Source organism: Pontibacillus marinus BH030004 = DSM 16465, from assembly GCF_000425225.1.
In the GTDB taxonomy this organism is placed as follows: Bacteria; Bacillota; Bacilli; order Bacillales; family BH030062; genus Pontibacillus; species Pontibacillus marinus.
Genome location: NZ_AULJ01000001.1, coordinates 92,394 through 106,867 on the forward strand (window position 1 = coordinate 92,394; position 14,474 = coordinate 106,867).

The 14,474-nt window shown below is 34.2% G+C and carries 11 protein-coding genes and 1 riboswitch; all 11 genes read left to right on the forward strand.

What is annotated here, in order from left to right:
• Positions 1 to 176: 176 nt before the first annotated feature.
• On the forward strand, positions 177 to 905 hold the full coding sequence (locus H514_RS0100550) for a LytR/AlgR family response regulator transcription factor (RefSeq protein WP_027445194.1): 729 nt from the start codon (positions 177 to 179) through the stop codon (positions 903 to 905).
• A 28-nt stretch (positions 906 to 933) separates the two neighbouring features.
• On the forward strand, positions 934 to 2,931 hold the full coding sequence (locus H514_RS0100555) for a GAF domain-containing sensor histidine kinase (protein ID WP_027445195.1): 1,998 nt from the start codon (positions 934 to 936) through the stop codon (positions 2,929 to 2,931).
• Positions 2,932 to 2,943: 12 nt separating this feature from the next.
• Positions 2,944 to 5,214, forward strand: a complete 2,271-nt coding sequence (locus H514_RS23785; RefSeq protein WP_027445196.1) for an ATP-binding protein — start codon at positions 2,944 to 2,946, stop codon at positions 5,212 to 5,214.
• Between the two features lie 217 nt (positions 5,215 to 5,431).
• Complete coding sequence (locus H514_RS23790; protein ID WP_051254944.1) at positions 5,432 to 7,105, forward strand: sensor domain-containing phosphodiesterase; 1,674 nt, start codon at positions 5,432 to 5,434, stop codon at positions 7,103 to 7,105.
• A 26-nt stretch (positions 7,106 to 7,131) separates the two neighbouring features.
• A complete protein-coding gene (locus H514_RS0100570) occupies positions 7,132 to 9,219 on the forward strand; it encodes a PAS domain S-box protein (RefSeq protein ID WP_027445197.1) in 2,088 nt (695 codons plus the stop codon).
• 52 nt (positions 9,220 to 9,271) lie between these two features.
• Positions 9,272 to 9,454, forward strand: a complete 183-nt coding sequence (locus tag H514_RS25400; RefSeq protein ID WP_027445198.1) for an aspartyl-phosphate phosphatase Spo0E family protein — start codon at positions 9,272 to 9,274, stop codon at positions 9,452 to 9,454.
• A gap of 176 nt (positions 9,455 to 9,630) precedes the next feature.
• Positions 9,631 to 9,858, forward strand: a complete 228-nt coding sequence (locus H514_RS0100580) for a hypothetical protein (protein WP_027445199.1) — start codon at positions 9,631 to 9,633, stop codon at positions 9,856 to 9,858.
• A 10-nt stretch (positions 9,859 to 9,868) separates the two neighbouring features.
• Positions 9,869 to 11,926 carry a LuxR C-terminal-related transcriptional regulator gene (locus tag H514_RS25325; protein ID WP_027445200.1) on the forward strand — a complete coding sequence of 686 codons (2,058 nt, stop codon included), beginning with the start codon at positions 9,869 to 9,871 and terminating at the stop codon, positions 11,924 to 11,926.
• 243 nt (positions 11,927 to 12,169) lie between these two features.
• Positions 12,170 to 12,254, forward strand: a riboswitch (cyclic di-GMP riboswitch).
• Positions 12,255 to 12,338: 84 nt separating this feature from the next.
• Positions 12,339 to 12,920, forward strand: coding sequence for a GTP cyclohydrolase I FolE (gene folE, locus H514_RS0100590; protein WP_051254945.1), 582 nt, complete (start codon positions 12,339 to 12,341; stop codon positions 12,918 to 12,920).
• Between the two features lie 16 nt (positions 12,921 to 12,936).
• Entirely contained in the window at positions 12,937 to 13,758 is an 822-nt protein-coding gene (locus H514_RS0100595; RefSeq protein ID WP_027445202.1) for a 6-carboxytetrahydropterin synthase, read from the forward strand.
• Entirely contained in the window at positions 13,758 to 14,468 is a 711-nt protein-coding gene (locus H514_RS0100600; protein ID WP_027445203.1) for an SDR family oxidoreductase, read from the forward strand. The genes H514_RS0100595 and H514_RS0100600 overlap by 1 nt, the downstream gene beginning before the upstream one ends.
• The last annotated feature ends 6 nt before the right edge of the window (positions 14,469 to 14,474 follow it).

Sequence of the window (14,474 nt, forward strand, 5' to 3'; positions counted from 1 at the left end):
GCATCAATAGCGGTAAGGAAGGGGCATTTTTTTTGATTTCCTATACCATTCTATAAAAATAGGAAGAGCTTCCTAATGGATAAGAGGAAAAATAGGAATACTAGTGGGATGTAATTCAGCCCATTTTAACCGATGATTAAATTAGTAATAGATTAAACATTAAGGGGCGAACGCTCATGAAAAGGTTTAAAGTGCTGATTGCTGAGGATCATAATGATGCAAGAGAGATCTTAAAAGAATTTGTAAATTTGCATTCTGAATATGAAGTGATTGATGAGATCGATAATGGAAGAGAATTATTAGATGCGATTAACCAAAGTAAACCAGATTTAGTATTAGTTGATATCAATATGCCTTATATGAATGGAATGGATGCCATTAAAGATTGTGTGAATGTATACCCTAATCTCCATTATATATTTGTTACAGCTTATGATGATTATGCTGCTGAAGCTTTTAACATCAATGCTATTGATTACGTAGTAAAGCCTATTCAAAAAAAGCGAGTATTTGCAGCTCTTGAGAAAGCGTTACCATATTTGCATAAAGAGACAGGAAAAACATTGAAAGCACCAGGTGAAAAATTGGAGGTTAAGTTTGGGAGAGAGCTCTATTTCATCACCATGAAGGATATATTGTATGTTGAAAAGATTGAAAGAAAATTATATATTCATACCCCATATAAAGTATATGAAACGATAGATACTTTAGAGCGATTCCAGGAACAGTTAGATGAGAGGTTCATCTTTTCTCATCGGTCTTACATTATTAATGTGAAGCGTCTTTCTCACATTACAGTATCAGGGAAAACATATTTGGCGTATTTTACAAATTATGAAAGTCCAGCTAGTATATCAAAACAAAAAATTGATGAAGTAAAAGATTATATAAAGAAAATCGGTTAATTTCAAAATGTAAGTTAGGAGAGTGTGTATGGAAAATGTACTCCAAAAAGATTTAATGCATGCACTTGTTGGGGAAGTAACAGATGGATATATGATTATTGATAACCAAGGAGACATCGTTACTAGCGATATAGATGAAATCGTTGTATTCAATAAAATGGATGACGATAGGGAACAAAAGAAAAACATTTGGAATTTAATTGATCATGCATATAAAAATAGATTGCAAGAAATGGTTAATTTTATATGTGAGAATAAGACCATATCTAGCTATTTCTTAGAGGTTGACGATTATCCGAGAGTCGTTTATCAAGTTCGAGTCTTCCCGTTTAATAACTTTATAGGAATTGTATTTTGGGATGTAACAGTTGAGCAAAATATTCGACAAGCTATTGAGGAGAATTATAAAAGCTTGTCATTATTACATGATGCAGCTGAAGACATTATCCATAAGCAAACTCCTAAAGAACTATTGGATTCCTTGTTTGATAAATTATCTGAAGAGTTAGGTCTAGATATTTATGTTAATTATATTTTAGATCCTGAGGTAGGAAAAATTTATCTTATGAATCATAAAGGGATCCCTAGTGAAGTTGCTGAAGAGATCAAGTGGTTAGAGATGGGACAAGCTGTATGCGGTACAGTAGCGCAGACAGAAACTCGAATGTGTGTTGAGAATATCCCTCAATCCACGGATCCATTGGTGGATTTAATAAAATCATTGGGGATAAAAACATATGCATGTCACCCTCTATATTCTAAAGGGAAATTGATTGGGACATTATCATTTGGGTCTAGCCATAAAGAAAGGTTTACACAGAGTGAACTAGATCTTCTTGAAAAAATTTGTGACCAAATCGCAAAATCATTAGAGAAGTCGTTTATGATTTCTGAATTAAAAGAAACAAATTCATCTATAGCGAACATGAACCAAAAACTAAAAGAACAGCAACAAAGACTAACAAATATCTTTGAAGGTGCCATCGATGGGATTGTAATTACGGATCAAGATTTCACGATTATCGATGCGAACTCTGCTGCATTAGATTTATTAGAGGTTAGGGATAAGGACACCTTACCATTTAATTTCTTTAACCTTTTCCCGGATGAAGAGAAGGCGCTGGCGAAAAAATATGCAAAGGATTTAATTGAGAATGGAAAGGTTTACGGAGAAATTCATGTAAATTCTATAAAGGGAAAAAGGAGAGTTATAGGGTTTTCGGGTGTATTAGATATAAATCCAGATCGTAACTTAATTATTTATCGAGATATTACCCATCAAAAGGAATTAGAAAAAGAATTGATAAAAGTTAAAAATGAAGCCGAACGAGCTAATCAAGCAAAAACTGATTTCCTATTAGAGATGAGCCATGAGTTTCGGACACCTCTCAATACAGTGATTGGTTATTCTGAATTGTTACAAGAACTAGATAAAGAAGGTTTTTCTGATCAACAGCGAGATCGAATCCAAAAAATCAATCATGCAGGTCAAGAGTTATTATATAAAGTCAATCAGATTATAAAATATACGAGTGAAGATCAAGAAAAGGAGTTTTCCCAAAATTCTATTCATGTTTCAAGTTTATTTAATCGAATTTTTCAACACTTGAAATTAGAAGCGGAGCAGAACCAAATAAAATTGGACCTCTTATACAGTGATGTGGATTTTATTAAGATAAATGGAGATCAAGAACAACTTTTTCAAGCTTTAAAGGAAATTGTACGAAATGGGATTCAATACAATTACACGGGAGGAGTTGTTCAATCTAAAGCTTATAAAGAAGCTGGGAAGTTTATTATAGAAATTATCGATTCAGGGATTGGGTTATCTGAGCAACAAATTAATCATCTTTATAATCCATTTAAAAGAAATGAAGAAAACCACCATAACACTACTGGGATGGGGATGGGATTATCGATCGCACTTCGCATCATACATGAACTTAAAGGAACTTTGAGTGTGACAAGTGAAATGGAGAAAGGAAGTATATTTAAGGTATCAATACCAATATGCCTTAAGCAGTAGGGGGGAGATTAGATGATTCAGATTAATGGAATGTTCCACATAGAATTTATTTTATTGTCTGTTATAGTGATGATCATTTCATCATATATCACGATGGATATGGTTCTAAGATCTGAAAAAGGTATTCAAAAATTCTGGGGAAACGTGTGGGTGCTTTTTGGTTCACTCATTTTTGGATTAGGGATTTGGTCTATGCACTCTATTGGGATGTTAGCTTATTCTCTTCCTGTTTCTACGAAATTTAATTGGGTTCTAATTATACTTTCTTTACTCTTTATAGTGTGTACATCTGTTTTTGCTTTTTTTATTAGTTATAAAAAAAAGCAATCATCCGTCTATCAGTCGCTGTCCACCGTTTTGACAGCGGTAGGAATAATAACCACGCACTTTATAGGAATGGAATCATTGAAGTTTCAAGGTTTAATGGAGTATTCGTTAATTTCTATGCTTATATGTGGCGTTTTATCGCTTTTATTTTCAGGGATGGCTTTATTTAGTCTATTTAGTGGAAAGTTGAGTTTTTACGTCCTCAAAAAATATAAATGGGTTTTTGCAATCTTAGTGGGACTGGGGATTTCTTCTGTCCATTATATAGCTTTAAGTGGAACTAGCTTTTTTGTGGATGGAACTAATAATAATATTCCTCCTCAGGAAGCTCAAGGTTCTTTTATTACAAACGGAATTATCGTCAGTATTATGATCCTGTTACTAGCTATTCTTTTTCTAGCTTATTTTGATAAATACAAAGCTTTGAAAAATAGTATCGATAAGGATCAGCAATATTTAGCTCTTTATTACAATAGTCCAAATTTACTTTGTACAATTACTTCTGATGGTAATATTTATAACGCCAACACCCCTTTTGTAGAAAAAATAGGAGTGATTCCTGGTGAGAATAATAAGTTTCCTTCATTATTCTTGAACCCGGTTTACATTGAAGAACAAATAAATGAAGCCATGCTAGGAAATCATGTACATTACCAAGCTCAAATGATATCAAAACAAAGTAAAATTCTACAAGTTGATGTGACACATATACCAATTAAAGTTGATAGAAAAGTAACGGGAATTACTGCGGTCATCGAGGATGTGACAGAGGTTATAGAAGCTAAAAAATTTGCTGAAGAAAAAATGTACTTAAAAGAAGCCATATTAAAAACATTATCTGAAGGATTGTTTGTATATGATACAGATGGTAATCCCATACGTTTAAACCATAGGGCTGCAGAAATACTAAAGATTTCCTTTGAAGATGTATCTAAAATTAATCCTTTTAAAACTGATTTGCCTTTTGTAGATGAACAGGGGAAGAAGCTGCCTAAGGGTGAGTGGCCAGCAATTAAGGTCCTTAAAGAACATAAATCATTTAACAATTATATTTTAGGTATATTGCAATCTGATAATGAAATACAATGGTTATCGATAAATGCCTCCCCTTTAATCATGCATGGAAAAGTTGCAGGTGCAGTTGTTACCTTTACAGATGTCACAGAAATGCGTGATCAATCTATAAAGTTAAAGCGAGCTAATCAACATTTGAAAGAATCTATTAGAGAAGCTATTCAGGCAAACCAAGTGAAAACTGAATTTCTATCAAGAATGAGCCATGAGCTAAGAACTCCTTTAAATAGTATTATTGGGTATAGCGAATTACTGATGGAGGGGAAAGAAGCTAGTGTTTCTAATTCAAGTAAACAGTACGATCAACTTCAGAAGATTCATCGATCTGGTGTACACCTACTCCATCTAATTAATGAAATATTAGATCTTTCCAAAATTGAAAAGGGTGAGTTTGCAGTAAGGGAAGAATGGATTAATGTCGAGGAAACGGTGAGAGATGCAGTTGATATTATAGGTCCAATGGCAACTGAAAAGAATGTTCATGTATCCTGTGAACTTATGGATGATAGGGAATGGGGAATTCAAGCTGACCCCTTATACTTACGTCAGATTTTAGTGAATTTGTTATCGAATGCTCTTAAATATAATAAACCAAATGGTAAGGTTTCAGTCTATCAGGAACGAGATGGAGACTCGATCAAGATATGTATTCAAGATAATGGTATTGGGATTAAAAGTGAATACATCCCACATTTATTTGATTCATTTTACCGCGTCCCAAATCAAGAAGTTTCTGGTACGGGGATAGGGTTGAGTATCGTAAAACGCCTTGTTGAAAAAATGAATGGATCTTGTGGAGTACAAAGTAAGGAAAATGAAGGAAGCAAGTTTTGGGTCTCGTTCCCATTAAAAAATAGAGTAAAAGAATTTTTAAAGGTATAAAAATCCTATAGTACATTGAATGGATTCTTTAAAAGCATGAAAAGGGAAATAAGGAATCTGTGAAATCCCTTTCAATGCATCGAAATAGTCTTAATGAAATAGACCAAAAGAACCGGTTGACATATTATAAGATTAGAAGACAATTTTAGACATGTTGAGAAAGAAGAGCCTGGGTTGTCTTCATCAACATCATTAATTTATAAAAGGGTGTGACATTATGAATGATGTGGAATATGCTTCTGGTAATCGAGAAGGACCTGTCACTGTTGCGAATTTAAAAGCATCCCATATTATTTCTATTAATAAAGATGGAATGATTACGAGCTTGAATCCGAAAGCTGAGTCACTCTTTTACAATTATAATGGTTCAATAATAGGCAAGTCCTTTTTGACCTTTGTTCATCAAGAAGATCGTGATCTTACAAGACAAACCTTTGAAGAGATGATTCATACACAAGAGGTCCGTCATTTTCATATCAGGATGGATGGTCAAGAAGACACGTTGTACACCATCAAAGCGATTACCATTATTAACAACGGTTTAGAAAAAGAGATCCTACTTATCATTTGTGATCATAGACAGACGGTGATCAATAGAGGCAAATCCTATGTTAATCAAACAATGGATTTGTATGATAAAGAAGATTTGCTCAATGATGTAGAATTACTCATTCAACGCCAGGACCCATTTACATTAGTAAGCTTAAAGGTTGATCATTTAAAGAAATTGATGGGGATGTTTGGAAAAGAAGCTGAATTATTTATATTCCAAAGTATCCTTCAACGTATTAATCAATTTTATAGTTCAAAAGTTAACCTTTATCGAATGAATAATGATGAAGTTGCACTGGTACTGAGCAAAGAGTTAACACCCGCACTTCAAGATGAACTTAAGGAATTACTCATACATGTCAACCTACCAATCAATTATAAGCTACATGAGATGAAAGTAAATATAAGAATGGGAATCGTACGATATCCTGAGGACGCTGACAGTGCATTCACATTATTTCACCATAGTGATATGGCTTTAGAAATGAGCGACCGTTTAAATAAGCCATGTTATGTCTTTGAGAAGAATGATGAATCACGCTTTTTAAAAGAAATTCGTTTGGAAAGAGAAGTGTTTAAGTCTGTTACAGAAGAACAATTTATTCTACATTATCAACCCATTGTGAATCAAAATCAGAATAGAATAGTAGGTTTTGAGGCACTATTACGTTGGGACCACCCTGAGTTCGGAATGATTCCGCCTAATGAATTTATCCCTTTACTTGAAAGTACGGGTTTAATTGTTCAAGTTGGATATCAAACTATTAAAAAAGCATGTCAACAAATAAAGACCTGGGAGCAAAATGGTTTTAACGATATCAAAATGCATGTGAATTTATCTGTTAGACAACTATTTTCAGAGGAATTAGTCTTGCAACTTGAGAACATTCTTGCAAAGGAAAAGATAAATCCAAAACGTTTAACGATTGAAATAACAGAGAGTATGATTATGGAGGATAGCGATCACTTCATCAACATGCTTGATGAAATTCGAAAGTTAGGGATTGAAGTGAGTATAGATGATTTTGGGACAGGTTATAGTGCTTTAAGCTATTTAACTAGACTTAACGTTGACAGTATCAAAATTGATCAATCTTTTGTACAACAAGTTGGTTGTGGAGATAAAGGAGATGCTGTGATCAAATCCATCATTTCATTAGCTCGTCATTTGGATTTAAACGTTATAGCAGAAGGGGTGGAAGAAGAAAGACATATCTCATTCTTGTTAGAGAATGAATGCAGTGAAATGCAAGGTTTTTACTTCAGTAAACCTTTAACAGAGTATGAGGCAAATCAATATTTGTTTACCTATCATCAAAAAGTGTCAGGCAATCATTAGAAATCACCTAAGAAGAGGGAATGACCATGAACAAATTGTTAGACTTATTTCAGATGTTGATTCATGACCAAAATGAGCCAATGTCTAAATATTTATTGACTCATTTATTAGATGGAACTTCTGATTTAATATTTCTGATGGAAATCAACGATGACTCTTATCAGTATGCTTTTATGAATAATGCTGCCAAAAACCATCTCCAGATTGACTGTAAATGGTTAGGTAAAACATTGGAAGATGTTCTCCCGGAGAATCATTGTCAGCAAATTAAAGAAAAATACAATGAAGCTAAGGAAACAAAAAAATCGGTTGCCTATGAGGACCAAGCAGAATTGAAAGGTAGCATTTTCTTTGGGCATAATATCTTATCACCTTTATTAAATGACGAGGGTGAATGTACTCATATTCTATCAATCACCCGAGACATCACAGACCGAAAGTTAAAGGAGCAAGAATTAACAAGAATAAATGAACTTTATAGCTCTTTAATGACGAACTCAGCTGATGCAATTTTAATCTTGTCAAATGAGTTAAAAATTGTAGAAGTAAACCCAGCATTTGAGGAGATATATGGTTGGAGTAAATCAGAATTACAAGATAGACATCTTCCTTTTATACCAAATAATAAAGAAGAGGATGCAAAAGCCCTTTTGAAACAAGTATTAAATGGTGATAAAATAAGCGGCTATGAAACACAAAGGTTGAAAAAAGATGGAGTTTTAGTTGATGTATCCATTTCTATGTCTCCGCTTTATAATGCCAATCAAGAAGTAGTAGGTGTTAGCTCCTTAATAAGAAACATTACTGAACAGAAAAGAATCGAAAACAAGCTTGAAAAAAGCAAATCACGCTATGAATCCTTATTCAAGTATAACCCGGATCCCGTATTACAGATGGATTTACATGGAGTGATTCAAAAGGCGAATCCTAGCTGTGAGCGGATCTTAGGACTATCTGTGAAAGAATTACGGAATACATCAATTCTCGAACTTGTTACAGATCAAGAGATCGAACATGTTCGACACCAGTTACAAATGTTAAAACAACAGGAAAGCACCATATTTGAAATAAAGTTGCATTGTAATCAATATCAAGGTCATGTTAGAACGTTTGATGTTGTAACATTTCCCATCGTATTAAATCAAGAGCTTCATGGAGCCTACTTTATCATGCAAGACAAGACAGAGAAGGTAGAGGTTTTTGATGCGTTACAAAAAAGCGAGGAAAAATATAGGCTTATTGCTGATCATTCCTTTGACTTAATAACATTCCATGATACCAAAGGATATATCACGTATGCTTCACCATCTCACTGCTATCTAGTTGATGAAGATCCTACAGAAATTCAAAATCAACCATTAACATTTCAAGTCCATGAAGAAGATCAAAAGAGTTTAAAAAAAAGTTTTTTTGAATCTTTAATGACTCTCGAATCCTTTTCTATCAAATTAAGAAAGAAAAATTCACGGAATGAATGGGTTTGGCATGAGTCAAAAGGGACACCTGTAGAAGGAGAAGATGGAAGAGTTAGTCATGTTGTTATAGTGTCTAGAGACATTTCCGAGCAAATGAACTATGAAGACCAATTGAAAGAGATTGCTTATTTTGATCATTTAACCAATTTACCAAACCGTCGCTTATTTGAAGATCGATTAAACCAAATGTTAGCACACAGTAATAGGAGTAATAGATCCTTTGCATTAATGTATCTTGATGGTGATGAATTTAAGGAAATAAATGATGATTTGGGACATGATATTGGAGATGAATACTTATATTTTGTAGGAAAGAGAATAAAGAAGTGGATGCGTGAGGAGGACACTGTAGCAAGAATCGGCGGTGATGAGTTTGCCGTTATATTGCCAAATATAGAGACAAGAGAAGAAGCTGAACGTGTGGCTAAAAGGTTACAACACTCTTTGTCGCAACCCTATAATATTAAAGGGGCAACGATTCAGTCATCATTTAGTATAGGAATTTCACTATTCCCTGAAGATGGACAGACAAAGGAACAAGTCATTCAACACGCTGATAAGGCTCTGTATTATTCAAAAGAAAAAGGGAAAAATGAAATAAGTACTTACCAAGATATTTTGTCACACATTCAAATCTAATGATGAAGATGTTAAGTTTTTGGCAAATCATTTTTATAAGGGCTGATTGACTATGGAAAATGATCATGGTCTAGAATTAAAACGATTGGAACTTGAGATTAAACAACTAAGGGAACGGTTATATCTTTATCAATCTGAACCAAATCTCACAAAACAATCTATTGTCAATTTGAGTGAGAAGCTAGATAAGAAGATTATCCAATTTATGTATTTGAGTAATCATATTGACATATAAAACCACTTTCTAAAATATAGATATTTGTTAAAATAGAAGTATTGAAATGTAATGTATTCCCCTTTTGTGAAAGGGTTTTCTTTTTGGTTAAAAAAATATAGGTGAAATACGGACTTCTCAATTAGCAAAGTTTTCTAATAGTAAAATAAAATAAACCTTTAAAGAAGGTGTAACATGTGATTGAGGAAAATCAATTGACATTAGAGTTAGCATGTATCCAATATTTTGAAGGAAATCAAGATGCATCAACTACGATCAATAACTTATCTCTCAGAACTGGTGTGACGGTTGATGAACTGTCTCCTGTTCTTGAACAACTTTTAAAGTTATCTATCATTGAAAGGATAGAAACAAGGGATGGGGAATTATACCGTTATGTTCAACCTAGGAGAGAACAAATTTAGGTGATATGTTTTGAAAAGTGAAATATTAAAATCTGTATTAGCCGCTTACCATTCCTATTTAATGGTACCGGTAACGTTATTAAATCATAAAAGTGAAATCGTAAGCACAAGCTCAAGAGCTTATGCATCGGACTGTCAGTTAACTTTGAAAAATGCGCTTGAGGCTTACTCCATAATAGATTCCGTTGCTGCTGTACAAATGCCTTACTCAGTCCCAAAGAACACACAATACCTTGTTACCTATGGGGGATATTATGACGACCAGAAATGTTATGTTCTAGCTGGTCCTTTTTATGTTTCTTCCCCTAAAACGTGTGAAAATGATATTTCTAGTTTAACTGTTAATCAGGTAAAGCAATCGTATCAAACGATTGCTGAACTAGGAGATGTAATTCAGAGACTAAACAATGATAAAAGTGGATCACTATTTTCTTATTTATCCATGCTCGATTTATTTTATGAAATTGACCAATCTCAAACCGTAATTGATGATAATCGACTTCACCAACATCTTACATCGTACTTGCCCAATATAACATTTAGCGGTATAGCCGTTAAAACAAATGGCGCCCATACCTACAAGGTAACGAAATTTTTTGCAAATGATCAGGTAGATTTGTGTGAATATACATTTAATCTTGGAGAAGGTTTTTTAGGTCAATCTGTTGTTACTATGCAACCAAATATGTGGGAGAATATCACTCATGATCTACGGACTATAAATTTACAAGCTTATGGTTTATATCCTAAGGCTTTGTATTGTTATCCATTAACTATAGAAAATGGAAATGTCGCTGTCCTATTTGGAGGGTCTACTACAAATCCACTTTTCTCTTCTGAAACGATGTTTATGTTGCGTCAAGTATTTCAATTTATTGAACGCAGTATAGCTTATCAACGTATTGATAAAAACTTGTCAGATGTTCACACTCGATTAAATGTAGTGAATGAGATTTTTGCTGTCATTTCTAAGATTAAGGACAAAAGTCGAATCTTGTATGTTTTAACAGATGCTACGTTGACTTTAGTTAAAGGACGTTTTTCAGCTATATTGACAAAACCAGAAACAGATGTTCAATCATTTGATATGGTATCAAGAGGATTACAATCTGATGAGGTTAATAAATATAAAGAAGACTTAATTAATCGGTATTTTCAAGAAGAAGATTCAGTGAAAAGCGATTCAAACTCCACTCTAAAACAAACAACATGGGGTGATTGGGTTTATGAAAGTCCTTTAACAAGCGGGAATAAAGTGCTTGGAGTTTTATGTGTGAATATCGCTAATAAAGATCATAATGGTAAGCATACTGAGTTTTTAGAAAGCATTTCACAAATTGGCGGAATTGCAATTGATTTAATTAATGTGGAACAATCTAAGAAGAATGCAGATGTGGTTATTGAATGCTTGTTTGGTGCAATTGAAGAATTTGAACCTAATCAATATGAGAAAATGAAAAAGATGTTAAGAGGTGTAAAAGACTTTTCGGAATATCTTCGGTTAAACCAGGAAGAGAAATTACAATGTCTTAAGGCTTGTAAACTATCAGCTTATTCTCTTTCCTTTTTAGAGAATAAAGGTTTTAATCAGTCTCTAATTCAAATAATCGGCCATTATAATGAGTTAACGAAGGATATGATACCGAGTAAGCCATCCCCACTTCCATCTCAAATCTTATTTGTTATTCATTATTATATATCAAATGGGGAAATACCGCTTTTTCATAAACACTTACATGAAGAGTTAAAAATAAAATTTTCAGCTTTCATTCTACAGGAAAATGAAGAAGACAGTGAAAAAATCACACAAGCCTTACCCCAGCAAAAAAATATCAGTGTTGAGTTTGATGTTATTCAAGTGCAATTTAAGCTCTCTAAAAGAGAAATTGACGTGTTGGAATTGATTATACAAGGGATTAGTAACAAGGAAATTGCACAAACTTTATATATAAGTGAACATACGGTTAAAAACCATTTAAGTAATATTTTTCGAAAACTATCGGTTAAGGATCGATCTCAAGCGATTGCCAAGTGTTATCATCTATCACTCAACCAAGATTCTGAATAAGTTATAAGTGGACCTAGATAATTAGTGCTATAAAAGTGCTGTTATCTAGGTTTTTTGTGTTTTAATGACTTTCTCCATGAAGTATTTAAATGTATCTAAATGGTATAGAAAATCTACATCAAAAGGTAATTCTCATACTTACGAAATCCCTTTCAATGACTTGAAAGGGGACAAATTAAATAGACGAAAAGTACTATCACATATATTATAACTTTATAGACAAATTTAGACAATGATTTCTCCCTACGAAAATGGCAAACTCATTGAAAAATGGGGACGCAAAGCCTATGGGTCTAAGGTATTTAACTACGATAGCCAGGTTACCGAAAAGGGTGGAGTATTGGGTTGGTATATTATACCAAACTAGATATCCACCATTATATATGGTGGATTTTTTATAGGAGGCTTTATTATGTCCATTCAATCCATGAAAGAAAAAGAAGGATTAGTAGAAAAGAATGTTCGATCCATATTGGAGGAAATTGGAGAAGATCCTCAACGCGAAGGTTTACTGGATACACCTAAGCGAGTAGCAAAGATGTATAAAGAAGTTTTTGAAGGTGTAGGAGTCGATCCATCTGTTGCCTTAACGACAACATTTGAGTCGGAAGGTTATGACGGAATGGTTGTTGTGCGAGATATTGACTATTACACATTTTGTGAACATCACTTGATTCCGTTTTTCGGAAAAGCACATATTGGATATATGCCGGAAAATCGTATTGTTGGATTAAGTAAGTTTGCAAGGTTAGTTGAATTGACCGCAAAGCGTCCCCAGGTGCAGGAACGAATGACAGAACAGATTGCTTCAGCTATTCATGATGTTCTTAGTCCAAAAGGTGTCATCGTAACTGTGGAAGGTCAACATTTGTGCATGTGTGCTCGTGGAGTGAAAAAGCCTGGAACCTCTACAGTTACAACAGTGAAAAGAGGTTCATTTAAAGAGGATAAATCTCTGGTTCGTGAGTTTGAACGAAGTATTGCTACTACATAATGAGGGGGAGATAGAAATGCTTTATTTGTCACGTAGAGTTGATTTTTCATCCATGCACAGCTATCGGAATCCTAAGTGGAGCGATGAACGAAATCAAGAGGTTTTTGGCTTGTGCAGTAACCCAAGTGGTCATGGTCATGATTATCAGTTAGAGGTCATGGTTAAGGGAGCGTTAAACGAAGCGTCTGGTGTAGTTGTAAACACAGTGGACATCAAGAAAATAGTGGGTGGATTCGTGGATCAGGAACTAGACGGGAAGTTCCTAAACAAAGAACATCCCCATTTTATGACAAAAATCCCGACAACAGAAAACTTGGTCACATACTTATGGGACGCAATATCCCCGAAGTTACAAAATTGTGAGTTACATAGGTTGCGACTACATGAAAATCCCTTTTTATATGCAGAGAAGGAGGAAGAAAAGATGGTTCGTTTAACAAGAAAGTATCACTTCAGTGCTGCTCATCGATTACACAGTGATCAGTTATCAGACGAAGAAAATATTCGACTTTTTGGGAAGTGTAATAACCCTTATGGACATGGTCATAATTACTACCTTGAGGTTACAGTTGAGGGAATACCAGACCCTGTTACAGGGATGATTACTGATTTATCTTACTTAGATGAAATAGTAGATTCGGTTGTGTTAAACAAATTTGATCATAAACACTTAAACCTAGATACCAGTGAGTTTGAGGGACTAAACCCAACTTCTGAAGTAGCTGCCAAAGTTATGTATGATATGCTTTCTCCTTATTTACCCAACCTATATAAAATTGGCCTATGGGAAACAGAAAAGAACTACTTTGAATACATGGGTCCAGGAGTGAGTGCTTAATGGTCTACTCCCAATTGAAAGAAAAAGTTGTGGTCATAATAGGGGCCAGTAGAGGGATTGGTAGAGCAACGGCTGAATTATTGGATCAACATGAAGCAAATCTTGTTCTTGGGGCAAGAGATATAACGGAATTAGGTCAACAATTTACAAGAAAAGAAGTCTATCCGCTTGAAATCGATGTGCGAGATGAGGAATCGGTTAAACATTTTGTTGACCAGTCTGTTAAACGGTTTGGGCGTATAGATGTTCTTATTAATGCAGCAGGTGTAGGAACGTTTTCAAGTGTCATAGATTCAGATACAACAGACTTTGATGATATGCTCACGGTTAACCTTCGTGGGACGTATCTTTCATGCAAATATTTCGGAAAACAAATGAAACAACAACAAGATGGACAAATTTTAAATCTTGTTTCGATTGCAGGTAATACGGCATTAGCAGGTGGTGGCGGATATTCTGCATCGAAGTTTGGTGTATTAGGGTTAACGAAAGTGCTCCAAGCAGAGTTACGTACAGAAGGTGTGCGAATTACCTCTGTATTGCCTGGAGCAGTTAATAGCTCTTTTTGGGATCATATTCACCCGAAACCAGATGTAGAAAACATGATTCCAGCTGAATCCATTGCAGAACATATAGCATTTTTATTATGTCAACCTAAACAGTCTGTAGTGGACGAAATTACAATAATGCCACCTGAAGGGATTTTATAGCAAAGG